Genomic DNA, 25248 nt, shown 5'->3' on the forward strand with positions numbered 1-25248 from the left:
ATTACAACAAAAAGGCTAAGTTTCTTAAGAAACTTAGCCTTTATCAATTTGAGCAATAGCAGTTATACATCAATCGTAGGGGCGGACCGCGATCCGCCCTTACCAGTTTTGTGGCGCAAATCTACACTCTTATTGCAATTGACCATCTTCGAGGTGGGTGACGCGATCGGCGACGTCAATGATCCGGGGATCATGAGTCACCATCAACACGGTGTGTCCACCTTCTTTTGCCAAACGGCGCAACAAGTCGATAACAGCGTGACCACTTTGGGAGTCGAGAGCCGCCGTTGGTTCGTCTGCCATGATCAGAGAAGGGCTGCCTGCTAGAGCACGGGCGATCGCTACCCGTTGCTTTTGTCCGCCAGACAACTCAGAAGGCAAGTTCTTTGCTTTGTCGGCTAAACCGACTTGCTCCAGCAGATTTGCCGCTTCAAGGTGAGCGACGCGATCGCGCATCCCCTTCATCGTCAGGGCAACTTCTACGTTCTCAATGGCAGTCAACGCTGGAAAGAGGTTAAATCCTTGAAAGATAAACCCAATATTTTGCAAGCGAAACTTAGCAAGTTGGGCACGAGACATATGGGTGATTTCTTGCCCTAACAGTCGAACACTGCCAGCGGTGGGGGTTAAGATGCCTCCCAGAATGGAGAGCAGAGTAGTTTTGCCTGATCCCGAAGGACCCATCAAAAGCTGAATGTCGCCACTATTAACCTCAAGGTTAATGTCACTCAACGCTTGAAACTTCTGGTTTCCAGACTGAAACACCATCTCCACATGCTTTGCCACAATTGCTCTACTCTTGGTCGCAGCCCGATCGAAAGCAGATTTGGCATGATTGGTAATTTTATGGGACTCTGTCAAACGGATTTTAGAGGCAGTCATACATTTAGGTTGAGTAGGATGCAGGCTTCTAGACAAGTAGAAAGCAACGAATTCAGTGTGGAGGCAACGACGCGAAAATTGGCAGATCTGGGTTTGTCAATTAGAAGCTAAAGGGTAAAAGTCACCATCTTTTTAAGTTAAGTGAAAAGAGTCAAGGATGCCTTCATCCATGTGGTTAGCCTGATTAGGTGACTTTACATTACTTTAGGTACATATCCTAAAAGTGCCCCACTTGCAAACAGCCCTAACTTTCTTGACGTACGATTCAGCATTTAGATTCACGGTTGAAGTTTGAAAATTCGGATTAAAATCTGCCATTAAATTTATTATCAGTGTAGTCAGAGGGTGATACATGACTCCGTAATGATCTACACGAAATTCTCACAACTCGGTTTACACCTTGAACACAATTGCGGGATCAACGTGGGTGACTTTCTGAATCGCAAACAAAGCTGACCCAACACACATAATGACCGTGATCCCCAAGACCCCTGCTGCTGTGACTGGAGTAATGAGGATCATGATGCCTTGAGTAGCAAATGTCCATGCGCCTAACGCCAAACACAGTCCCATGCTCGGAGCGTAGCCCAGGACTGCCATCCACAACGCCTGTTCGATAATGACGCGATAAATCAGCCAATCAGACGCGCCCATGGCTTTGAGCGTGCCAAATTCTTTTAAATGGTCAGATACAGATGAATAGAGAATTTGCCCGACGATAACCATGCCGACGATCACACCGACCGTTGCCCCCAACCCTAAAACAAATCCTAATCCTGTGCGTTGTTGCCAATAATCGCGAGTTTGGCTAGATATTTCTGCCTTTGTGTAGGCACGAGTTCCAGGGAGGGCTTCCTCCAGACGTTGCTTCAATAATTCTAAATCCTGTCCTGATGCTGCTTGAACGAGGACATAGGTAATCGTGTCACTGGCGGTGAGGGGTGCAGGTCGGGCGGGCGGAGTGCTTGACTGCGATCGCTGATAGACGTTAGTGCATTGCAGGTTGCCCGACACCAGACGACAACTAGTGGTCGATGTTAATCCAGATGTGACGTAGGCGTTGGCACTCTCGAGCGAGGTAAAGAGAAATGGACTAGAGGCGATCGACTGAGTCTCTTGAGTCAAGCCAATCAATCGAGCGGGTAGCGAACCGATGCTAGCCTCTTCTCCAAGTTGTCCCAAATCAAGGGAGTCCAAATTGGACTCATCTAAAATAAAGCTGTAGGGTTCTTGCAAATCGCTCCAGTTGCCACTGACCAATTCACCCGGTATGAATAGTTGACCATTGGGGCTAAACCCAATTAGGCGGACAGGAGAAATTTCACCGTTGTCGCTGCGCCACGTCGCGCCTCTGATGCTTAACGCTTCTGCCCGGACGACACCATCAACCTCCTGAGCCTGAGCCACCATTCCCGCAGGCAATGGTAAGGTCAATTCTAGATAGACCATTTCGCTAGCCGCTACCCAAATGTCAGCCTGTGAGTTGTCGATGACTGAGGTCGTAGATCGACTAAACCCACTGAGAATTCCGGTTTGAATCGTGACCAGACTAACGGCAAACATGATCCCCGCTTGAGCGACCAAAAAACGGGGAATGTCTTCAAATAAATTTTTGCGGGCGATCGAAGCCATGAAGGAGTTGAGTAACGCCAGAACCACTAAATTTCAACATTGGTGTCAATCCTGGCGATCAACGTTAGCGTTGAACGGATCGAACCGGGCAATGCTGAAACGACATTAAAGTTCTCAAAACTTAAAGCGGTCTATTTCAAGCCTACCTGGTCTTGGAATTTAAGATGGCATCCTTGTGACAGTCTGCGAGATTGCCCTAATGAACCGAACCTAAAAACAGTTAGGGTCTAGTAGTTCTTACTAGACCCCGATAGGTAATTGAGTTAACTTAATCAAACCAATGAGTCGAACTTGAACAGTGAAGTGAAATGAAACAAATTACAACTAGGGTTGACTTGAACTCACAGCATCCTGCTTTACTTGTAAGCATCCCAACCTCTTTAGGAGATTATGAAGCTTTGGTAGTGCCTACAAACCCTAAACTTTAATTCGGTTTAGATTGGCGAGGCGAATATCTACCAGTAAATGATGAACGTTACAGAGTAACTAGGTGCCGCGACTGGCTCAGAGCGGGAGGCACAGGCTCGATACCAGGTGGTTTTGGTTGACCCTTTCTTCTTGGGTTGTGCCTTGATATTTAAAGTAGCATCCTCTCCAGTTGTAAGCTAGGTCACTTTACCAAAATTCATTTTGCGCTACGTCCGATAACATTCTGGTTAGATCGAGCAACACTCCAGGTTGGATCTGGTGTGGCAATGAACAGGGTTTGTTGATTGAGGAGAAGCCCACACCTCCTGATTTCAAACAATTGACAGTTCTATCTTGTCCTCAAAAATCAGACAAGGGAAACAATCAAAATCTTCCCCTCGATCGCTCTGATGAGGGGAAGACAAGAGAAAGGGCATTTCAGTAAAGTCTGTTTCTGGCAGACCCTAGCAGAAATTGTTATTGCCCTGGGTTAACCAGAATGTAACGATTGCTGGACGAAGTCCCATTGCCCTGGGTTTGGTTGCCCTGAGTCTGGTTAGCCTGGTTTGGCGTGTTCTGAGGCTGCTGAGTAGTGCCCTGGCGTTGAGTGTTGCCCTGGGGTTGAGTCGTCCCTTGAGGTTGAGTATTGCCCTGAGGTTGGGAGAATGTTTGGGATGGAGCACCCTGCGTTGGCTGAGTAGTTTGGGTTTGAGGTTGAACGGTTTGTCCCTGCGTTTGGTTTGGTACAGGTTGAGTCACCGGAACCTGATTAGTGGTACCGGATTGTGTGGTTGTACCTGTCTGTGGCGTTGTAACGGTTGGAACTTGAGTTGAGGGCACTACTTCCTGAGTCTGTTCAATGACTGGCGGTTGGACGTCCAGTTGAGGGCTAGTGGCGGGAAGTGGGCTTTGAGGGATAGGAGCGACAATCGTGGGACCAACCTGATTTGACTGAGGACGGTGATTGGCAATAAACAGGGCAGCAAGGATAGCACTTGCCAAAGAAGCAAAAACGATGCCGAGGAGCATTCCTCGTGCCGCGTTTTCGTTATCCCGGTGTTTCAGGTCTTCTTCAACGTAATGTTCGTGAGCTTTGCCATGGACGTACCCATCTTTGTAAGCTGATTCGACTTGGGATTCGGGTTGTCCGTTAGCCACTCGTGGGGTTTGATTGACAAGGCTTTTGTTGTAGACCTGGTATTGATCAGCGCGAGGCACTCGATCTGTACTAGAGACACGAGTGAGAGGACGCTCCGAAGAAGGTCGGCGATCGCGTATATTAGTCATTTTTCACCAACAGAACTCAATAAAGGAAGTTAAAAAAACAGACTAAAAAAGTTTTGAATTACAAGCTGAAAAGTAAAACAAAGCTAGTGGTATAACAACCGTCAGGACAATTGATGTAGATGATATAGGGGTTACACTTCCAATCAGGAGTTCCACCCCTATACCCTGTTGGATCAGCTATACGACTGCCATAACACCAATCAAGGATCGCGAATACATAAAGTGCAGTTTTCCAGATAGGGACACGGCACGCCGCGTCCCTACAGAGATTCTGGTTTCACAAGTTATTTAATTCACAATCCTGAGTAGGTACCCTATCTTGAGTAATTGCTGCCTAAAAATCAGCCTGCAATTAGCTCACTTCAACGGCAACGTATTTAATTGGATTATGGATTGGATTATGGTGTTCGATCGTTATTAGATCACAGTAACGATTGAACCTATCAGTCATGGTCTATCTATAGGGAGGATTGAGGGTTTACCTTTAGGTGGAAGTGTGCCAGTGCTCTTGAGGAGTGGAGTACTTGACAAACTGCTTTCCCACGTTTGACGTTCCTGGGGGTTAACGCAACAAAGCACTCCACGTTGCGTTACCAACCACCCCATCGGGTGTCAGGTTATATCGACGTTGAGCCGCTTTAACGGCATTTTGGGTGGCAGGTCCAAACACCCCATCGACCTCTCCATCAAACATACCGAGGGTTCGGAGACGTTGTTGTAACCGGGCAACGGCTGGTCCTCGCATCCCAAGTCTCAGCGTGGGCAGGTTAACAGCTTCAGAGGCAGGGTTAGCTGCAACGGTGGGGTTGCTTGGTGTAGCGACAGCGGGGCGAGAGTTGGTTGGGGTGGGTTGGGTTGTGGCAGGACCACCAGCAGCAGCGGCTGTAGTGGTTGTTGCGGAGGGGAGGAGGCGGTTCCAGGTATTGCTGCCAACAATGCCATCGGCAGTGAGTCCGGCAGCTTGCTGAAAGGCGATGACAGCGGTAGCGGTGCTGTCTTGAAAGTTTCCATCCACCGTGCCTTGATAGAATCCAAGCAACTTGAGCAGGGCTTGTAGTTCAGTGACGGTAGCCCCCTGGCTACCAAGACGCAACGTCGGGCGAGCAGTTGCCGCAGGGGTGGGTGAAGGGCTGACCTGGGCTTGAGCCATGGTTGGTAGCGTGACAGGCAGGGAGAAGGCACTGAGACCCATCAGCGTTAAAGCTAACCCCTGATTGATGTAGGGTTGTGTCCAACGGCTGAGGAAGGGTGTCCGGTTTATGCCTACCCGATCGCGATTCATAGCCCTGAATTCTCCGTCAAAGATGAGCTACAACAAGTAAAATCGTTCCGAGTTTATCTTAAATCTGCAATCTGGTCTAATTTAACGTCAGTTTGATTTAAGAGTCCGGCGAATGAATTCGCGGCTACTGAAGCGAAGCCCGCCGACGCGGACTCCGGACCATGCAGGATTTGACGAATCGATGCAGGTCGATTTTGCTCCGATAGCGGTGGTTTTAACCGCCGAAATCCTGATCCCGAATTCACGTTAATTTAGAGTAGCTCGCACCCACAAAACGTCCCATCAATACCACGAGTCATTCACTTACGAGTCATTCACTTACGAGTCATTCACTTACGAGTCATTCACTACGAGTCATCAATGCACTATTCCCTTCAAAGTCGATTCCAAGGTGCCCTGTTGGGGGCTGCACTGGGTGAAGTGTTGGGGTTTCAATGTCAGACTCACCGACAACAAAAACCAGCACTGGGTTGGCAACGGTTGGAGCAGTGGGGCTGGCAACCGTTGGAAATCATGCCGTCGTGGAGCTATGGACGAACGATCGCCAATGGCACTCGGCAGTTAATTGAACGCCAGCAATGGAATGTCGAGGGTAGTCCTGGACAGGCAAGTTTGACCGTCAACGGGGGGGTGATGGAGAATGCTGGCAGTTCATGGGAGCAAGGAATAACCCAAAGCCCTCCTGCTAGCCTGGTTGTCCTGTTACCGATCGCCCTTTACTTTCACGATGATCTGCCCCAACTGCGCTATCAACTGCAACAAGCGATCGCCGTTTGGCATCCCAACTCCAAAAGCGATGAGTTGCTCTGGATGGCACTAACGGTTGCTTATGCGATCGCTCTGGCCTTACACCATCAACCCCAACCTCATCAGTTCAACTCTGCCCTGATGGCGGATCTGATTGATGATTTGGAGTTGGCTCAACAGCAGCCGCAGTGGGCACAAACGCTAACTCATGTGGCGGATTGGGTCGTGCAGGGACGGGGGGTGCGATCGCTTGTCTCAAGCCTGTCGCAGGAATCTATCCCATCAACAGCAATGGGGGTGGCGATCGCTCTGGGAACTGTGCTCAACACGCCAAACGACTTTCGGCTATCGGTGTTACGGGCGGCTCGCCTATACTCCCATTCCCGCTGGATCTGTACGCTGGTGGGGGCACTCTCCGGCGCATACAACGGCATGGCGGGCTTACCCCTGGCGTGGCGGAGTGCGTTGCACCGACATCCATCACAAACCTCCGCGTTAGAAGCCCTATGGGATGTTGCCTCTGAAACGGTACTCATGCAACTGGCAGATCAACTCCTGGCTGCCTGGGCGGGGGTTTATCAGATTTCTGCTGCCTCGGCTGAGTCACCGGACGCTGTGCAAAGCCCTATTCACCAGCGAGCGATCGCGGCTCCGGGTGTGATTCGCCCTCGGTAGGTTCCAACACATCCTTACCACTGGGCTTAGATATACTATTGATCACTGACTCAAATTCTTAATGGGTGCCTGTGATCTTCAAACGGTAAGTTGTTTTCGACCCCAGTCTGCGCTTTGGTTCGTTTAGCGTTGGTGCAGCTACTCCCTTAAAACCAAGCCCTCCTTGGAGGATTGAGCAGAGAACCACGTAGGGGTCATTAAAACTGGTCTTGAGTGGTGTTAGAGATTTGTGATTGATTCCTTGCCAGCACGACTGTTGTCCTTGGTGAATTAATGAAATCTTTCCGACTGTTGACGCAGCAGATTAGTCAGTGGAAGCAAACCAATCTGCTTTCTGTTTCCCAAAAACGCCTCCATCACCTATTTCAGTCTGCTATCACGTATGCCAAGCGTCATAGCAGCCCTCACGAACCCATGCCGTCGTTGTTGGGGGTCAAGCCCAACCATTTTGCTAGAGCTGTTTTGGCTAAAAACGTATCTCGTCGTAAACAGTCTGCACCACCTCCACCCCCTCGTCCGCTCATTTTGGGGTTGGCGATCGTTTCTTTGACGAGTGCGATTGGCTATCGATTTTATAACGAACCCCAGTTGGCGGTGGACACGATCGCTCCACAAACCCTGAGAGCACCTGATTCTGCCAGGGTCGAGGACACGGAAACCACAAAAGCCAATCAGCAGGAGGCTCGATTGGGTTCTGCTCCAGTGTTGATGATTGACCAGGCGATCAACCAGGAGATTTATGACGACCTGCAACGATTGGTAGAAGAAGCAAAAACTCTGCGATCGCAGGTGGGGCAGTTTCCCTTTGTGGAAACCTCGATCCTATCGACCTCGACACAAATCTATCTGCGTCAAGCCCCTGATCAAGAGTGGCAAAGTGCGATCGCCGCTGCTCAAAGCAATGCCCCGGTGGGGTTGCCGCCTACGAATGATACCGATGGTATAGTCAACTCCTCTCGACAGGTGGCGATCGTCGAATTGCAAAACTATCGCCGCACCAACCCTCCCGAAGATTTTGTTGCCCTCAGACAGGTTGTGTCTCGTGCTCGGCAACGTTATGCGACTGCCGTAGCGAAGTTCTCCGCTCCAGAAGCCTCTAACCATTTCTACGATGCCAGCCTTTTAAACCTGACTGATGCGGAATGGAATGAGACGGTTGCGGCTGTGCGTCGTGGTCTAGAGCGCATGTTGTGGCAGGGCATTGCTCCTGGGGCGTCTGACGAGTTGCTACAAAATGCCATTCGGGTGCAGTTAGCGGATTCGACCCCGGCAGTTGGTTCAGCGTTGGCAAACCGGATGTTGCGGGCTGTCGTGCAAGCAAATCTCGTGCCCGATGTCGAAAAAACCCGTCTGCGCGCAGAGCAAGCTGCCCGTGATGTGGAGCCTGTGATTGTTGAAATTCGGCGGGGCGAAGTCATCGTCGAGCAAGGTGAAATGATCACCCAGTCCAATTTCGTGTTGCTCGACTACTTCAATATGAGCCAGCGCGGCATTAACTGGCTGGGACTCGTTGGCTTTGGAGCTTTGGTTGCGGGTGGAGTGCTGGTGTTTGTGGCGATCGAGCGACGGTTTCACCCCGGCTTGCGACGACGAGATCATGGGCTGATCTGGTTGCTGGTGCTGACGGCTCCGATGATTGTGGCATTGGAGATTCCCACGACAAGCCTGCCGTTAGTTGGGTTGTTAGTCGGCAGTTTCTATGGTTCGGTGTTGGGGGTTGCAGTTGTTGGGCTCTTGGGCATTGCGCTACCCATTGGCATGGATATTGGTGCTCGTCAGTTAATTGCCAGTGCGATCGCCGGATTGTTGGGGGCAGCGATGGCAGGACGGTTGCGATCGCGGGAAGAACTTGCCATGTTGGGCGGTGCAGTGGGCTTAACCCAGGGGGTCGTCTATCTCATTTTGAGTCTCATCTTTAGCGTTGCTCCCAGCCCTGTCTGGTATGCGGTGCTTACAGCCGCTGCCCTCCAGGGATTGCTGGGGGTCGCGTGCAGCATCGTTGCTCTGGGACTCAGCCCCTATCTGGAAAACCTATTCGACCTGATTACCCCAATTCGCCTGGCAGAATTGTCTAATCCCAATCGTCCTTTGCTAAAACGGCTCGCCTCCGAAGCCCCAGGCACCTTTCAACACACATTGTTTGTAGCGAGTTTGGCAGAGGCAGCAGCGCGGGCATTGGGTTGTAACGTTGAACTGGTCAGGGCTGGAACGCTGTATCACGACATCGGCAAGATGCACGATGCGATGGGATTCATCGAGAACCAGATGGGCAAACCCAACAAGCATGACGCTATTAACAACCCCTGGAAGAGTTGCAACATTATCAAAAAACACGTCAGCGAAGGTCTGGTGATGGCGAAAAAATATCGCCTTCCCGGAGCTATCCAGGCCTTTATTCCCGAACACCAGGGCACAATGTTGATCGCCTACTTCTATCACGAGGCACAACAACGGGCAAAAGAGAATCCTAAAGTGACGGTGCAAGAAAGTGAATTTCGCTACGACGGTCCCATTCCACAATCGCGTGAAACGGGCATTGTCATGCTGGCAGATTCCTGTGAGGCGGCGTTGCGATCGCTCAAGGATGCAACTCCCGAAGAGGCTCTAGCGATGGTTAACCGCATCATGCGGGCACGCTGGCAAGACAATCAATTGGTCGATTCTGGGTTGACCCGTGCGGAGTTGAGTCGGATCGCCCAAATTTTTGTGCGGGTGTGGCAACAATTTAACCATCAACGCATTGCCTATCCCAAGCTAACGCCTAGCCCTGCCTCACAACCCTCGACATCGCCTAAATAACGTCAATGAGCAGAAGGTGTTTCGATTTACTCAAAGGCGCACTTCGTACCTTCCGTCTAGGGCACTACCCATGAATCTTCTCTAGAGTTCGTTGATTGCAACAGCAACTCGTGGTACGGTTTTGGCATTCATAATTTCTCTAAGGAATAGGAATTCAATAACTTTGACACCTTTTGTAGGGGCGAACGGTCGTTTGCCCCTACTGGGGAATCAATGTCTGATTTTAATCCCCGATCCTCAGAAATTACTGAGCCGAACTTGTTTGCGTTGACTCCTACATTAAATGCAGATTTTGGATTGAGTGCAGATTTAAGCCAATCTTGTGATGCCTTAGATGCTCACTTAATCGACCTGGGTTGCCTCTACGAACTTGAGCGTTTTTTGAAATACAGCAGGTTGTTCTCAAGCTAATTTCTCAACTCAGGTATAGTCGTAAGATCAGGGTTTTGAGACCCAATTGGCAGGGCGATCGCCTTCAGTAACGCTGTCAGTTGGGTATCCAATGCAAGTCAACCAACGGGCATCAGTGAGCGTTTTTCCTTATGAAACAGCCTCAACGGATATGTCTCTGGCAACAGAGCATGATGGGCGTATTGGCAGTGGCTGGAGTGGTAATCAGTTGGGGAGACTATGCCCTGGCTCAAGTCACTTTAGATGGCAGTTTGGGAGCCACAACCCCCCTGACCGCACCCGACTACAGAATTCCTCAAGCGGTAGGACGAACAGCGGGAGCCAATCTCTTTCACAGTTTTAGGCAGTTTAATATCGGGTCTGGGCAGTCTGTTGTTTTTGAAAGCGATGCCACGATTCGCAACATTCTGGCACGAGTGACAGGCGGGCAATCCAGCATTGAGGGGTTACTCCGCACTGACAGCCGAACTGCCAATCTATTCCTAATGAATCCCAATGGCATTATTTTCGGTCGGGGGGCGCGGCTTGAGGTGGGCGGTTCATTTGTTGCCACGACCGCAAATGAAATTTGGTTTGGCAATCAGGGTCAGTTTAGTGCGCTGCCTGCTCCTGGGGAAGATCTATCGCTGTTGACCATTGATCCATCAGCATTGCGGTTTAACCAGGTGGCGGGTCAGGCGATCGCCCCAATTGTTACCAGCACCGATTCCGGAAGAATCAATTTATCAGTCCCCAATGGTCAGAGTTTGCTGCTGATTGCAGGCAATCTTTCCTTTAACCGAGCCACGTTGGAGTCGCAAGGGGGGCGCATTGAATTGGGAGCCTTGGCACAAGCGGCAACAGTTGGGTTGCAACCCGGTGGGGTGGGTAGTCCGATTCGACAGCAGTTTCCCGATGATGTGGCACGAGCCAACGTTAGTTTGAGAAATTCAACGGTGAATGTGCAGGGGAGCGATCGCGGTGACATAGCGATCTACGCGAATCAGGTCGAATTACTTAATGCCAGCACATTGCAAGCAGGCATTAGAAACAATCAGGGAACCCCGACGAGCCGAGCAGGAAATATTGTGATTGACGCAACAGGCGAGGTTTTGCTGAGTGTTCCGAGAGACAATCCCAATGGGCCGGGTCGAGGTCAAGTCAACCAAATCCTGAATCAACTGGGCAGAACGGCTCTTGGTCGCAGTGGTGACATTATTGTGACGGCTGAGAGGCTGACGCTCTTTGGCATGTCTTCTCAAATCCGGACAATTACCTCCAGTGAAAACGCTAGATGTGTTGCTGTCTCTTGTGATGCAGGCGACATCATTATCGATGTGGAGCATCTGAATTTTGATAACCCCAGCTCAACTACAGGTGGAGGGTCGGGTTTATTAGCCGGATCGCAAGGTCTGGGAAATGGGGGCGATATAGAGGTGACAGTCCGAGGAAGTGCCTTTTTGGGCAATCGCGGTCGGATTCAGAGCGATGTCGAGTCGAACGAGGATGACACCTCTGGCATTGGCTGGAGAGCCGGAAGCATTGCCATCACGACCGGACGTTTGGAGGTCAGTTTAGGTCGGATTAGTTCCAATGTCTCCGATCGAGGGGCTGCCAACAATATCAGCGTCGTTGCAGACACGATCAATCTCAATCGCTCCGGTCGAATCAGCAACAATATTTCTAGTCCGGATGATCCAACTCGAATTACGAGTCCGGGCGGAAACGTGTCGATTCAGGGGCGATCGCTCTCGTTAACCGAAGGGGGATTCATCGAAGCCAACACCAACGCCGCAGGGGATGGGGGAAATATCATACTCCGGTTTTCTGAAGACGTGACCCTGGCTGGACTGGATGTGAGGACTCAATTTAGAACGCGGATTTCGGCAGCTGCGTTGGAGAGGGCAACGGGACGCGGTGGCAGGATTGAAATCAACGCTAGAAATCTCAGTATTGCGGATGGGGCTGCCATTACCGCTCGAACGGAGGGCGTGTCAGCCGGGGGCAATATTACAGTTGAGGCTCAACAGGTGGCTTTAACGAGTGGTGGGCAAATCTTAACAACCACGCTGGGTAGTGGAGATGCTGGAAACATTACGCTGAACGTTTCTGGTCGAGTATCGATGTCAGGAAGAGATCCACTGTTTGCCGAAAAAATCCGGGAAGCCCTGGATCGGCTGGAGCGAGGAATTATTTCATCGGTTGACCTTGTGGCTGTGACAGATGGCGATACGAGTGGTTTGTTTGCCCGTACGACCAGAGGCAGTGGAGATGCAGGGAATATCGAGGTGCGGGCTGACAGCGTACAACTTGAAAATGGAGCCCAAATTGCTGCATCGGCAGTTGCACTCGCCTCTACGGTTTCCACAACGGGGGCAGGTGGAAATATCAACCTTGTAGCAGATCGGGTTCAATTGCGGACAGGGGGCGAAATTACGGTGGGCAGTGAGGGAACTGGGCGAGCCGGAAACCTGGCGATCGCTGCTCCGGTGATTCTCCTAGATAGCGGTGGCCAAATTACTGCCACAACGACCTCTAGCAGTGGGGGAAATATTGCCCTCAACAACGTCACGACATTGCAGCTAAACAATAGCCGCATCTCGGCTTCTACGGAAACGGGTGAGGCAGGTAGCCTGACGATTAACGCACGCGATCGCGTTTACCTCAGGGGTAACGGCGGATTACTGGTTGAAGCCACCAATGGCGGCGACGCTGGGGATCTCAGCATCAGAACGAACCAACTGATCGTCGAAAATGGCGCACAAGTGGCGGTAGATAGCAGCGGGTCAGGGGCGGCTGGAACCTTGCGGGTCACCGCCAATGATGTTCTGCTTAACAACCGCGCTGCCCTACTGGCAGAGACGCAAAATGGCACGGGAGGCAGTATTCGACTGCGAATCGCCAATTCCCTGCGGCTCAACCGAAATAGCCGGATTTCGGCGTCTACTGTGAATGGGGTTGGAGGCGATCTGACGCTCAATACCCCTTCTGTAAGAGCCAATACCCTGATTGAACCCACGAACCTGGTGCAGATCAGGAATGGCAGTCGGTTGTCGGCGATCGCCAGGGGTACGGGCAATGCAGGGGGAATCGCTCTCAACGCTCGGCGGTTAGTCATCGACAATCGAGCGGGCGATCGAAGTGACACCGGAATTCTCGCATCCTCTATTTCTGGCGTGGGTGGCGACATCACCCTGCGGGGGTTAGACGAGCTAGCCCTGACCAACAGCCGCGTCTCTGCTTCGACGCAAACGGGACGTGCGGGGAGCTTGACGATTGATGCGGCTAACACCGTTCAACTCAGGGGAAATGGAGGGCTATCGGTTGCTGCATCAGGGAGTAACGGTGTTGCCGGAAATTTACGGGTGCGGACTGGACGGTTGAGAGTTGCAAATGGGGCACGAGTGACAGTCAGCAGTCCCCAAGGGCAAGCTGGCAACCTCACCATTGCAGCGGAACAAATTCGGCTTGACCAAGGCACGATGGCTGCTGAGACTGGAGCCGCAGGAGCCAACCAGGCCAACATTCAACTGCGAGGATTAGATCTGCTGGTCTTGCGAAACAGTAGCCAGATTTCGGCTCGTGCCTTGAACGATAGTAATGGAGGTAACGTTGAGATTGAGGCGGCTGGTGGATATGTTGTTGCCGTGCCCAACGAAAACAGCAACATCATTGCCAATGCAGAAGGGAACGGGAATGGCGGCAACATCAACATCACGACCCAAAGCATTCTGGGGCTGATTCAAACCGATTCGGCTTCGATAGAACCGCTCAGTAACCCCATTAGTGAAATCAACGTCAGTTCTCGGTTTGGTCTGGATGGCAACATTGTGATTACCACACCTGGGATCGAGCCGGGACAAGGGCTGTTGGAGTTGCCTGAAGATGTGACAGATGCCTCCCGCTTGATAGCTCAGGGCTGTGCGGCAGGCAGTCCGATCGCGGATGCCGAGAGTGAGTTTGTGGTTACTGGGCGAGGTGGTGTGCCCCTGCGTCCAGAGCAACCGTTGCAGCGAGAGGCAGTGATTGCCGATTGGGTGAGTTTGTCGGACGGAGAGAGGCGATCGCCCCCACTCAATTCCCATAGTTCACCTGAGTCACCACCTACAGAGATTACGGAAGCGCAAGGATGGGCGATCGCCCCAGATGGACAAGTTGTGTTAATCACCCAGGCTGCAACCGTAACTCCTGCCTCATCGGGTTTACCGGAGGGGCAGTGTCCTGCTTTGTAGATTTCCGACAGACGATCGGCTCGATTGCCATAGCAACCCAAAAAAATGGAACACTTGTGCGCCATTTCAAATTTTCTTGGCGAATTGTGTTACTTTTTGCGTAAATTCTCGTAGCGATTCTGTCTCCTCTGTTAAACCGTTGGAGGCAGTTGAACCGTAAAAGTGTTTTATTCCCACCCCTTGCCCGTGTGATGAGTTTCAAAAAAAGTGCCCCCTCCTGCTTGATCTCGTCATTGCTGACCCTGGCAGCTTTGACCCATTTCACGTCCGATCCTGTTCGGGCGCAAACGTCTCCTAATCTTATTCCCCGCGATGCTCAACCTCCTTCATTAGACCGACCTCCAGAAGTGGAACCGCTCCCGGTTTTGCCACCCCCAGAGGAATTGTTGCCGACTCCGGCTCAACCTCCAACGACTCCAGAAACCCCTTCTGGTGAGGTGCCTGCGACGATCAACGTAACAGGCTATGTCGTCCAGGGCAGCACCGTTTTCACGGCAGAAGACTTTGAGCGAGTAACTCGTGATTATGTAGGGCAGGTTTCCTTTGCCCAGTTGCTCCAGGCGCGATCGGCGGTAACGCAACTCTACACGGAGAATGGCTATGTCACCTCTGGAGCGTTTATCCCTCCACAAACGCTGACGGGTGGCGTGGTGACCATTCAGGTGATTGAGGGCACGGTTGAAGAGATCAATATTACTGGGAATCGTCGCCTCGACCCCGACTATGTGCGCGATCGCCTGGAAATTGCGGCGGAAGCCCCACTCAATGTCGATCGCCTATTGGAAGGGTTGCAACTCCTGCAACTTGATCCGCTGATTCAAAACCTGTCTGCGGATTTAGAGGCAGGAGCGCGCCCCGGAACGAGCGTGTTGCAAGTGCGAGTCACCGAGGCGGATACGGTGAGCGGCGAGATTTCGCTGGATAATGGGCGATCGCCCAGCGTCGGCACCTTTCGGCGACAGGTGCAGTTTACTCAGGCAAACCTGCTGGGTCAGGGAGATGGCTTAAGCGTCGGTTACACCAATACCGATGGCAGCAATGGGTTTGATGGCAGTTACACTTACCCCATTAATGCCCGAAATGGCACCCTACGACTTAGCGCAGGGACGACCTCCAGTGAAGTGATTGAACCTCCTTTTGACGAACTAGAAATCGAAGCTGAGTCTCGCTATCTGGAACTCACGTTTCGACAACCGTTGATGCAATCTCCAACGGAGGAGTTTGCGATCGGTCTGACGGCATCCCGGCAAGAGAGCCAGACCGAGTTGGGCATTGATGATATTGGGCCGTTTCCCCTGTCACCCGGAGCCGATGAAGAGGGACGTACCCGGATTACCGCTTTGCGCTTCTTCCAGGAGTGGACACAGCGCAGCAGTCGGCAAGTCTTAGCGGCGCGATCGCAATTCAGCCTGGGGTTAGATCTGCTGGATTCAACAGTGAACAACGGTGCCCCGGATAGTCGGTTTTTGTCTTGGCGTGGACAAGGGCAGTGGGTGCGCCTGTTGGCACCCGAAACACTCCTGCTTGTGCGAGCGGATGTCCAATTGACGGGTGACGAACTGGTTCCTTTAGAACAGTTTGGCTTGGGCGGACAGGAGAGCGTCCGGGGTTATCGCCAGGATGCGCTCTTGACCGACAACGGCATTCTGGCATCAGCGGAGCTTCGCATTCCAGTGCTACGAGTACCAGAGTGGCAAGGCATTTTGCAGGTGGTTCCCTTTATCGATGCAGGCACCGCCTGGAACAATTCTGCTGACGATCCCGCCACCGATACCCTTTTGGGCATAGGAGTCGGGCTGCTGTGGCGACAAGGAGATAATCTCACTGCCCGTCTGGATTGGGGCATCCCACTGGTGGATTTAGACTCTAGTGGGCGCACCTGGCAGGAAGATGGCATCTACTTTTCGATCTCCTATTCTCCATTCTGAGAGTGGGGAGTAGAGAGTGGGGAGTAAGGAGTAAAACTTGTTAGCAATCCAGCATGCATTAATCCATGACTCCATCACTCAACTCTCAGCACCCTTGACCCCTGACTCCCAACCATTGACGATTGACGATTGACCCCTGACTCCCAACCCTTGACCCCTGACTCCCAACCATTGACCATTGACGATTGACCCCTGACTCCCAACCCTTGACCCTTGACCCCTGACTCCCAACCATTGACGATTGACGATTAACGATTGACGATTGACCCCTGACTCCCAACCATTGACGATTGACGATTGACGATTGACGATTGACGATTGACCCCTGACCATTGACCCGGTATCTGTGCGATCGCCAGCAGATAAAAGGAAACCATGATTAAACATCGCAAAAATCAGAAGTTTGTCGCTCGGTTCGCCTCAACCCTGATGCAACGACTGCGAATCAGGCACTTTCTGCCGTCCTCATGGTTTCGTCGTTCTTTCCTACGCCCGATTCACACTTCCGTTTTTCTCTTCCTCTTTGCCCTACTGGCTGTTGTTGGGGTTACTGCGCTTCCGGTGACTGCGACGCAGAGTAACCCGGCAACGGAACCTACAACTGCCCCCTCAGGCATCGTGGCGCAAGTCCAACCCTCTGCGGCGGATTTAGAAGCACGGGGACGGCAGTTATACGAAGCGGGGCAGTTTCAACAGGCTGCAACCGTTCTTCAGCAAGCGGTAGAGCTTTATCGGCAACAGGGTGATGTACTGCGAGAGGCGATCGCCCTTAGCAACCTGACCCTGTCCTATCAGCAACTAGGAGCCTGGACGGAGGCAAACCAGGCGATCGCTACCAGTCTTGACCGCTTGAATGGGGCAACGGCGGAACCGGATCAACCGCTTGTGTTGGCACAGGTGTTAGACATTCAGGGCAGTTTGCAACTGGCACAGGGACAGTCGGAACAGGCACTCGCCACCTGGGAGCAAGCGGCTGAGCGATATGCTCAGGTAGGTGACTCGGTGGGAGTAGCTCAAAGTACGTTAAACCAGGCGCAGGCGTTACAGGCGTTGGGCTTGTATCGACGCGCGATCGCGACGCTTGGAGGGCTGGTGCAGTCCCTGGAGAGTCAACCCGATTCACTGACGAAGGTGGCAACGCTACGGAGTTTGGGCGATGCGCTGCGCGTGGCAGGTGATTTGGAGCAATCGCGCACGGTTTTGCAGCGCAGCCTGACGATCGCTCAACAGTTGCAGCTAACCGAGGCGATCGCCGAAACCTATTTGAGCCTGGGTAATACGGCACGAGCGCAGGCAGCAGACTATGTGGTCAAACGTCAAAATGAAGAGGCTCAAGCTGATTTCGCCAGTGCGCTGGAGTTTTATCAACAGGCATCCACTGCCAACTCGATCGCAACCCAGACCCAAAGTCAACTCAATCAATTGAGTTTGCTAATTGAACGACAGCAGTGGTCAGATGCGCGTGCTCTGGCACCCATCGTACAGCGTCAACTGAACCGTCTCTTGCCAAGCCGCACTGCCATCTATGCCCGCATCAACTTTTCTCAGAGCTTGATTAAACTGGCGAATCAAGATACAGGCTCCTCCAGGGATTCAGAATTGATGACGCAAGCAGGACAACAGTTAGCGATCGCCAGTCAGCAGGCAACCAACCTCCGGGATGAACGGGCGGAAGCGTATGCTTTGGGCAGTTTGGGCGGTTTGTATGAGCAGACCCGGCAATGGGCGATCGCGCAGGAGTTGACCCAAAAAGCTCTCTTGCTTTCTCAAGCCAGCAATGCCTCTGATATTGCCTATCTCTGGCAGTGGCAGTTGGGGCGATTGCTCAAAGCACAGGACGATCGAGCAGGGGCGATCGCCGCTTACACGCAGGCGGTGAATACGTTACAAACCCTGCGAAGTGATCTGGTAGCTATCAATCGCGATGTGCAATTCTCATTCCGGGAGGGGGTTGAGCCAGTCTATCGGCAACTGGTCGATCTGCTCCTCAAAGGAAATAACGATGCGAAGGCGAATCAGGATGATTTAACCCAGGCTCGCTCCACGCTGGAACTGTTGCAAATTGCTGAGTTAGACAACTTCTTCCGGGAAGCGTGCCTCGACGCACAATTTCAGCTTGACCAGGTGGTGGATCAAGCCAATCTGCCCTCGGCTATCATTTACCCCATCATTCTGCCCGATCGCCTGGAGGTGATTGTCAAATTGCCTCAGCAGCAGGACTTGCAACACTACACTACTGAGGTTCCTCAAACCCAGGTCGAACGCACCCTCGATACGCTGCGCCAACAACTCACGGCTCCCTACAGTTTCCGCACCCTACAGGGCACCGCACAACAGGTGTATAACTGGTTGATTCGCCCGATGGAGAGCACCTTGCAGGAGAGTCAGGTCAATACCCTCGTATTTGTGCTGGATGGGGTACTGCGTAACATTCCCATGGCAGCTTTGTTTGATGGACAGCAATATTTAGTGCAGAAATATGGCATTGCGTTGGCTCCAGGGTTGCAACTCTTTACTCCTCGACCCCTCCCCCCAGAACAGTTACAAGTTTTAGTGGCGGGATTAAGCGAGTCGCGCTTTGGCTTCTCACCCTTAAATTACGTTGAGACGGAGGTCGAACAAATCCAGACTGAGATTCCCAGTCAGGTGTTGTTTAACCAGACCTTTACAGCCAACTCGTTTCAAAATGCGATTAATGCCTCTCCCTTCCCGGTGGTACATATTGCTACTCACGGGCAATTTAGCTCTAATGCAGACCAGACGTTCATTCTGGCGTGGGATAAGCCTATTAACGTGAACGAACTTAACAGCCTGTTACGTGCTACGGGAACCAATCGACCCGAAGCGATCGAACTTCTGGTGTTAAGTGCCTGTCAGACGGCAACGGGCGATCGCCGTGCTGCTCTAGGATTAGCCGGAGTGGCGGTTCGAGCGGGAGCACGGAGCACCCTCGCCTCGCTCTGGAGCCTGGATGATGAATCGGGTGCTGCCTTTATGAGTGAGTTTTATAAACAACTCACCAGTGGTAACATCACCCGCGCCGAGGCAGTCCGTCAAGCACAGCTTTCGTTGCTGACTAGTAGTCAGTTCCGCCATCCCCGATATTGGGCACCCTATGTCCTCCTGGGAAATTGGCTGTGAGGTTGAATTAACGTCAATTCGGGTTAAGCACCTGGCGAATGAATTCGCGGTGGTGTTGCTGATCCAATCTATGAATTTCGTAGGCGCGTTTCGCGAAACGCCCGTATAGCGGTGTCAGTTTTTGAGAATCATATCCCCATTCAGCAACGCCTTCGCAGCTATGAGAGCGAAGCCTGCTGACGTGGGCTCCGGAAGATGCAGGATTCGACGAACCGACGCAGGTCGGTTTTGCTCCTATAGCAGTGATTTTATAGCCGTAGCTACATTTGATGGAGCGGAGGCGAGTCAGGAAGCTTTTCCAGCATCCGCTTGAGCCATTGCCTTTACCTTAAGCTTTCTGACCAAAACTATAGCCCTACGCATATGCATTAGGACATAAGGGGGTGTGGGGGCTGCGCCCCCAGCCAGGGGTTCCACCCCTGCACCCCGTCTTAACCTTAGTGAGTACTGCTATATATAACCGCCAAAATCCTAATCTCGAACTGTGGTGTTCTTATACCAGATCAAATGGTGATCAAGACAGATGTCGGTAGGGGCAGGTTTTGTAGATAAACTCTTGGGTTTGCCGTTAGCAAACCGCTAAACCCGCCCCTACGAGCGTCCGCATTTGCAGTGGAAACCATTTAAAGCGGTATTACTTCAGATTACTCAACCGTCTCATTGGGAGATTTCTGAATCTCGCGTAAATCAGGCAATTCGATTAAGTCTGCCTTTTCGGCTTGTTTTGTTTCTTCGTGAGCAACCAACTCTTTCTGCGTTTCCTTGATGGTGAGTGGCAACTGCAATGGGGTGAGTTGTTCGATCCAGCAGCTAGCCAGCGGCAACGAGAGTTCCAGATCGTCCAGTGGTCGAGGGATCACGATAATGCCATGAAGTTCGCCAATGCGTTCTGCTTCGTGCATCCCAGCCTCGATCGCCACGGCGACATCGGAGACACGACCCCGGATAATGGCAGTACACAGACCATCCCCAATCATTTCATAGGCAGCCAGGTTAACATCGGCTGCTTTGAGCATGGCATCAGCCGCCCCAACCATTGCCGGAAAGCCGCGTGTTTCTAACAGCCCGATCGCCTGATTGCTGAGTTTACTAAATCCCTGTTGTTGAACGATCTCAGCCATGCGGCTACTGATCGGTAAGACAACCTCTAAGTTAGGCATGGGGCGCGGAATGATGGTGTGGGAAACCAACTGCCCAAACTGTTCAGCCGTTTCTGCGCCCACCTGAACAGCAATGCGGACATCTGCAATGTTGCCTCGTACAACCGCTGTACAATGTCCGCTTCCCGTTTTTTCAAACCCAATTAACGTCACCCCCGACGCTTTGAGCATGGTGTCCGCCGTACCGACGATCGCCGGAAAACTTTGTGTAGACACCATGCCAATCGCAGTACCACTGAGGCTATGCGATCGCCCTTCTCCTGAATTTTGCCGAGTTGTGGTCTGGTTAGGTTCCATGAGGCTCTCCGTTTCCCATCACTCTGGTGCTTGATTCAATGCAGAAGTCGTCTGGTTCAACGGCTGATTCAGAGATTGCCGATGGGGAAAAAGAGATGCCATCAATGTGTTGAAAGCGTCTAATCCATAAACCGTAGGCTTGGCAGCTGTATCGGGCTGGGTTGGTTGCGACTGTGCCCCATTAGGCTCAGACGAGTCCACTGGTTCCCCTTCCGGTTCCACGAGGTCAGATGATGTTTCTTCCAAAGAGCTATGCTCATTCGAGTTACCTTCATCCAAGCTGGCTACTGCCAACTCAGATTCAGATTCACTCGACTCAGATTCACTCGACGGCAGCTGTCGGCTGCGATCGCCCATGAGCGTCTCCGGAGGAATCACCTGTCCCGATTCGACACAACCATTCAAAATGGTGGTCATTGACCCAATACAGGCATTTGCTCCAATCTTACCACTGCCGACTAGCAGCACACCACTGCCCAGACAGGCATTGACCTCGATCGTCAAATCCCCTTCGTAGGCATGCAAAATGGAACCCGCCCCAATGGAGACTCCCGCCGCAATCATCAGACGGGCGCCTGGATCAGCCTGAAGCAGCACACCAGGGGCGATCGCTGCGCTCGGATGAACGGTCACATCTCCCCGAATCGAGAAGTGTAGCTCGCTCATCAATTGCGGTTGCGGCAATAGCATTGCTCGGAGTTAGCGATGGGGGTACCCCAATATCTACGGACGTTGAACAATGACCTCGCTCACGCGGCGTTTTGATTTTGTATCAATGCCAATGAGCCGGACATATTCGCCTTTGTGATCCGCCATGCAAGATTCCAAAGCGGCAAATACATCTGAGTCGCGCGTGCTATTGATTGCACCGCAACTTGTCCAGGAACTAGTCTGGAACCGTCGATTATCTGCGTGTTCCATGCCAATGCGATAACCCTGGCTCAACAATTGGCGAACTTGAGATACCACCTCTGGGCTCAATCGAGCATTGCCAGAGGAAGCCACAGGGCTGGACTGAGCATTAGAGCTATAGCTGCTGCTTGTGCTGCTGGGGGAACTGCTCGGTTCTGCAATGACCCGTCCGTTAGGACGTTGAACGATCATTTCTCCCACCCGTCGCTTGGATTTGGTGTCAATGCCAAATACGCGCACATATTCGCCTGCGTGCTCCGCCATACACCGCTCTAGAGCGGCGATCGCATCAGAGTCACGGCTAGAGGTGATAGGCGGGCAACTCTGCCAAGAACTGGTTTGGAAACGGCGTGCATCCGCGTGTTCCATGCCAATGCGATAGCCCTGCGCGAGGAACTGACGGATCTGAGCCGCAACATCACCGTTAGCTTGTCCGCCACCAGAAGAGTGACTGGAGCTAGATTTGACGCTGGGAGAGGTATAAGTGGATGGAGAAGGCGACTTCCCGTTCGATGAGTTACCACCGGGTCGTTGCACAATCAACTCTGAGACGCGCCGCTTCGACTTGGTGTCAATCCCAAACAAACGAACATACTCACCGCTGTGCTCGTTCAGACAAGCTTCTAATGCATTGAGTACTTCGGAGTCACGGGTCGAGGCGATCGGAGTGCAGCTCTTCCACGAACTGGTTTGAAACCGTCGTGCGTCGGCATGCTCCGTCCCAATTCGATATCCGCTAGCAAGCAGTTGACGTACCTGTTGAACGACTTCTGAATCTAAATGTGAGTTTTGCATTTGATTGGCATCCTGGCTATAACGATCGGAACTAGAGGTTTCATTAGCATTGCCCGTCTTACGAGTGGCAGATGGAGAAGAGACAACCTGCTCAGTGGGCTGATAGCCCCGTAACCTATCGGTTGCACCAGCCAATTGACTGGCGAATTTAAGATCGACGGACTGAACGTCGGGCAGGCGATCGGCTTGCTGCTGCGTTGTAATGACGGAACCGGAAGGCACAAACTTGCCAGGTGGAATCTCCACATCCTGAATCAGCACATGCATCATCACAATGCTTCCTTGACCCACCCGCGCATTAAAAACGGTGGAGCGAAAGCCAATAAAACAGTTGTCGCCAATGTAAGCCGGACCATGAATCAAAGCCATATGGGTGATTGATACACTGTCCCCAATCCATACGGAATAGGGTTTTTGATCATCTCCCAAAACACGACCTTGCTCTAAGCCGTGAATCACAGCCCCATCTTGGATACTGCTGCCATCGCCAACATAAAACGGACCGCCCTGGTCATCCTGCACAAAACTTCCAGGGGCAATAGATACATTCGCACCTACATGAACATTTCCCTGAAGAACGGTCCCATGGGAGACTTTCCCAGAGGCATCTGCAGGGGGTTGTGTATAGGCGGAGTCATTTGCTTTCGGCTGCACTGAACTCCTCAATTGGGTCGGTGGAGCAGCCGAGCCACGGACTACCATAAATTTGTTTCTCCTGGCTGGACATGCGATATGGCAACCTCAAACCATATCGCCTTAGCGATCTTGATCCCGCTTTCGGTAGAGGAGGTGATTATCGAAACTGACCGTATCGATAATGCCAATTACGAGGGCATCAAGAGGACGACTTTCACCACCGGGGGTTTGGCGAGCAGCACTACCTCGGCTCACCAATACCCACTCGTCAATCCCTGCCCCGACCGTATCAGCAGCAACCTCATATTCTGGTAGAGGTTGTCCCTCCTCATTGAGCAGTTGTACCAACAGGAACTTAACCCCTCTGAGGGTTGGTTCCTTTTGGGTACTGACTACTGTGCCGCATACTCTGGCAATTTGCATCAGATCTTAGGAGCGGCTAATCGGGCGGATACCACTGACGCTCTCGCGGAACGCTTCAACGGCTTCGGTGTAACGAATAGGGAGAACATACTCCAGGTTTTCGTGGGGGCGAGCGATGATGTGGGTTGACAACACCTGTCCACCATTGACTCGCTTCACGTTTTCAATCCCTGCGGCAACAGACGCTTGCACTTCAGAGACATCGCCCCGAACGATGACAGTAACGCGACCGCTACCAATCTTTTCATATCCAACGAGGGTAACGCGAGCTGCCTTAACCATCGCGTCTGCTGCTTCTACAACAGCAGGGAAACCTAGCGTTTCTACCATTCCAACTGCAATTGCCATTTGAGTTCTCCCTTCCAATATCGATAAACAGTTTTGACAATCAAATCAGCATTGGTTTAGCACTCGCTAAACCGTTACTCTTAAACCGTCACCCTAACCCAGACTGGGTGAGTGACTACGAACGGAACTGCTCTACCGCTTCCGTATAGCGGATGGGTAGAACAAACTCCAAGTTTTCATGGGGGCGGGCAATGATATGTGTAGACAACACTTCACCACCGTTGACCCGCTTCACGTTTTCAATGCCTGCTGCGACAGACGCCTGTACTTCAGATACATCACCGCGCACAATAACTGTGACGCGACCACTACCAATCTTTTCGTATCCCACAAGGGTGACACGGGCAGCCTTAACCATGGCATCCGCTGCCTCAACCACGGCAGGAAAGCCGCGAGTTTCAATCATTCCAACAGCAATTGGCATTTCTCTATCTCCTGCAAGAGATCCTGACTATGCGAAAAACTTTGCCTGAAAATTTCGACGGGAAACGTCAATTATTAATCTTCAGAAAAGCACCTTAGAATTCCCATGTTAAGAATACAGGTGGCGCGATCGCTTTGGCAACATAAACCGAGGTGATTGTTTCTAATAACAAGCATAACTCCAAACTATACCTGTGTCTCAGGTAATTACATCAATTATCAAATTTCTAGTAAAAATGCTTCCCTTAATTAGATGGAATAAATATCAATTCAACGCACAAAGTAAGGGCATTGTTTTAACATTATGATTGCCTTGAAACTCACCAATGCCAAGGCTCACCGTCATTCTAAAGATAGCTTTGCGAAGCCCAATATGCGAGAGTAATCAATCCTTAATCAACAGCGCGGAACTTTAATATATGTGTTTTGAGATGTAATTAATCAATGAGAAATGCTGCTTAGATATCCTATAAAAGACGTTTGCCAGGAGCAGCATTGAGAATAAAGATAATTTTAAATCATACCACTGATAAGTAAGAGTTTATAACTTCCATTTTCTCTCAACATTAAGTTAGTCTCCTCAACATTTAGCCAGCTATTTTAGGCAGAGTTGTCAACTTGCAATAAAACAAATCATTCACTGATGAGTTGACATTATTTATCAGATAAGAAAACTTAAGATGAGTTACAACTCTATACAATGCATAAAAGTATGTAAATGGGCTACGATGACTTAACTCTAGGTTGGCTGTAAGATAAGAATCACTTGCAGGTCCGTTAGGGGTATTTAATCAAATCGTTGTTACCACATTGGAGTGACCCGTTTAGGTCTCACTCCGTTTAGAGCAGGT

At 51.5% G+C, this 25248-nt stretch carries 17 protein-coding genes; 6 read left to right on the forward strand and 11 right to left on the reverse strand.

What is annotated here, in order from left to right; all coding sequences use genetic code 11:
* Nucleotides 1-129: 129 nt before the first annotated feature.
* From H6G89_RS16875 to H6G89_RS16890, 4 genes are all read right to left on the reverse strand, one after another.
* A complete protein-coding gene (locus H6G89_RS16875) occupies nucleotides 130-882 on the reverse strand; it encodes an ABC transporter ATP-binding protein (protein ID WP_190508397.1) in 753 nt (250 codons plus the stop codon).
* Nucleotides 883-1275: 393 nt separating this feature from the next.
* Complete coding sequence (locus H6G89_RS16880) at nucleotides 1276-2541, reverse strand: FtsX-like permease family protein (RefSeq protein WP_339384632.1); 1266 nt, start codon at nucleotides 2539-2541, stop codon at nucleotides 1276-1278.
* Nucleotides 2542-3399: 858 nt separating this feature from the next.
* Nucleotides 3400-4209: a hypothetical protein gene (locus tag H6G89_RS16885; protein WP_190508399.1), complete on the reverse strand. Its 810-nt coding sequence runs from the start codon at nucleotides 4207-4209 to the stop codon at nucleotides 3400-3402.
* A gap of 562 nt (nucleotides 4210-4771) precedes the next feature.
* Nucleotides 4772-5491: a peptidoglycan-binding domain-containing protein gene (locus H6G89_RS16890; RefSeq protein WP_190508401.1), complete on the reverse strand. Its 720-nt coding sequence runs from the start codon at nucleotides 5489-5491 to the stop codon at nucleotides 4772-4774.
* Between the two features lie 112 nt (nucleotides 5492-5603).
* On the opposite strand from H6G89_RS16890, the gene H6G89_RS16895 reads away from it, so the two are divergent.
* The 5 genes from H6G89_RS16895 (at nucleotide 5604) to H6G89_RS16915 (ending at nucleotide 16262) form a co-directional block, all read left to right on the forward strand.
* Complete coding sequence (locus H6G89_RS16895) at nucleotides 5604-5741, forward strand: hypothetical protein (protein ID WP_190508402.1); 138 nt, start codon at nucleotides 5604-5606, stop codon at nucleotides 5739-5741.
* A 110-nt stretch (nucleotides 5742-5851) separates the two neighbouring features.
* Nucleotides 5852-6913, forward strand: a complete 1062-nt coding sequence (locus H6G89_RS16900) for an ADP-ribosylglycohydrolase family protein (protein WP_190508404.1) — start codon at nucleotides 5852-5854, stop codon at nucleotides 6911-6913.
* A gap of 273 nt (nucleotides 6914-7186) precedes the next feature.
* Nucleotides 7187-9712, forward strand: coding sequence for an HD family phosphohydrolase (locus H6G89_RS16905; protein ID WP_190508406.1), 2526 nt, complete (start codon nucleotides 7187-7189; stop codon nucleotides 9710-9712).
* A 542-nt stretch (nucleotides 9713-10254) separates the two neighbouring features.
* Nucleotides 10255-14334, forward strand: a complete 4080-nt coding sequence (locus H6G89_RS16910) for a two-partner secretion domain-containing protein (RefSeq protein ID WP_190508408.1) — start codon at nucleotides 10255-10257, stop codon at nucleotides 14332-14334.
* 191 nt (nucleotides 14335-14525) lie between these two features.
* Nucleotides 14526-16262, forward strand: a complete 1737-nt coding sequence (locus H6G89_RS16915; protein WP_190508410.1) for a ShlB/FhaC/HecB family hemolysin secretion/activation protein — start codon at nucleotides 14526-14528, stop codon at nucleotides 16260-16262.
* Between the two features lie 78 nt (nucleotides 16263-16340).
* Here H6G89_RS16915 and H6G89_RS16920 read toward each other — a convergent pair whose 3' ends face one another.
* Nucleotides 16341-16649 carry a hypothetical protein gene (locus tag H6G89_RS16920; protein WP_190508536.1) on the reverse strand — a complete coding sequence of 103 codons (309 nt, stop codon included), beginning with the start codon at nucleotides 16647-16649 and terminating at the stop codon, nucleotides 16341-16343.
* On the opposite strand from H6G89_RS16920, the gene H6G89_RS16925 reads away from it, so the two are divergent.
* Entirely contained in the window at nucleotides 16638-19403 is a 2766-nt protein-coding gene (locus tag H6G89_RS16925; RefSeq protein WP_242059983.1) for a CHAT domain-containing protein, read from the forward strand. The genes H6G89_RS16920 and H6G89_RS16925 overlap by 12 nt on opposite strands.
* A gap of 644 nt (nucleotides 19404-20047) precedes the next feature.
* On the opposite strand, the gene H6G89_RS16930 is transcribed toward H6G89_RS16925, so the two are convergent.
* The 6 genes from H6G89_RS16930 to H6G89_RS16955 form a co-directional block, all read right to left on the reverse strand.
* Complete coding sequence (locus H6G89_RS16930) at nucleotides 20048-20860, reverse strand: BMC domain-containing protein (RefSeq protein WP_190508412.1); 813 nt, start codon at nucleotides 20858-20860, stop codon at nucleotides 20048-20050.
* An 18-nt stretch (nucleotides 20861-20878) separates the two neighbouring features.
* Nucleotides 20879-21550 carry a transferase gene (locus H6G89_RS16935; RefSeq protein WP_190508414.1) on the reverse strand — a complete coding sequence of 224 codons (672 nt, stop codon included), beginning with the start codon at nucleotides 21548-21550 and terminating at the stop codon, nucleotides 20879-20881.
* 33 nt (nucleotides 21551-21583) lie between these two features.
* A complete protein-coding gene (locus H6G89_RS16940; protein ID WP_190508416.1) occupies nucleotides 21584-23269 on the reverse strand; it encodes a ribulose bisphosphate carboxylase small subunit in 1686 nt (561 codons plus the stop codon).
* A 54-nt stretch (nucleotides 23270-23323) separates the two neighbouring features.
* On the reverse strand, nucleotides 23324-23626 hold the full coding sequence (locus H6G89_RS16945; protein WP_190508418.1) for a EutN/CcmL family microcompartment protein: 303 nt from the start codon (nucleotides 23624-23626) through the stop codon (nucleotides 23324-23326).
* A gap of 6 nt (nucleotides 23627-23632) precedes the next feature.
* Nucleotides 23633-23974 carry a carbon dioxide-concentrating mechanism protein CcmK gene (locus tag H6G89_RS16950; protein WP_190508420.1) on the reverse strand — a complete coding sequence of 114 codons (342 nt, stop codon included), beginning with the start codon at nucleotides 23972-23974 and terminating at the stop codon, nucleotides 23633-23635.
* 115 nt (nucleotides 23975-24089) lie between these two features.
* Nucleotides 24090-24398, reverse strand: a complete 309-nt coding sequence (locus H6G89_RS16955) for a carbon dioxide-concentrating mechanism protein CcmK (RefSeq protein ID WP_190508422.1) — start codon at nucleotides 24396-24398, stop codon at nucleotides 24090-24092.
* Nucleotides 24399-25248: the final 850 nt, after the last annotated feature.

The organism is Oscillatoria sp. FACHB-1407 (assembly GCF_014697545.1).
Taxonomy (GTDB): Bacteria; Cyanobacteriota; Cyanobacteriia; order Elainellales; family Elainellaceae; genus FACHB-1407.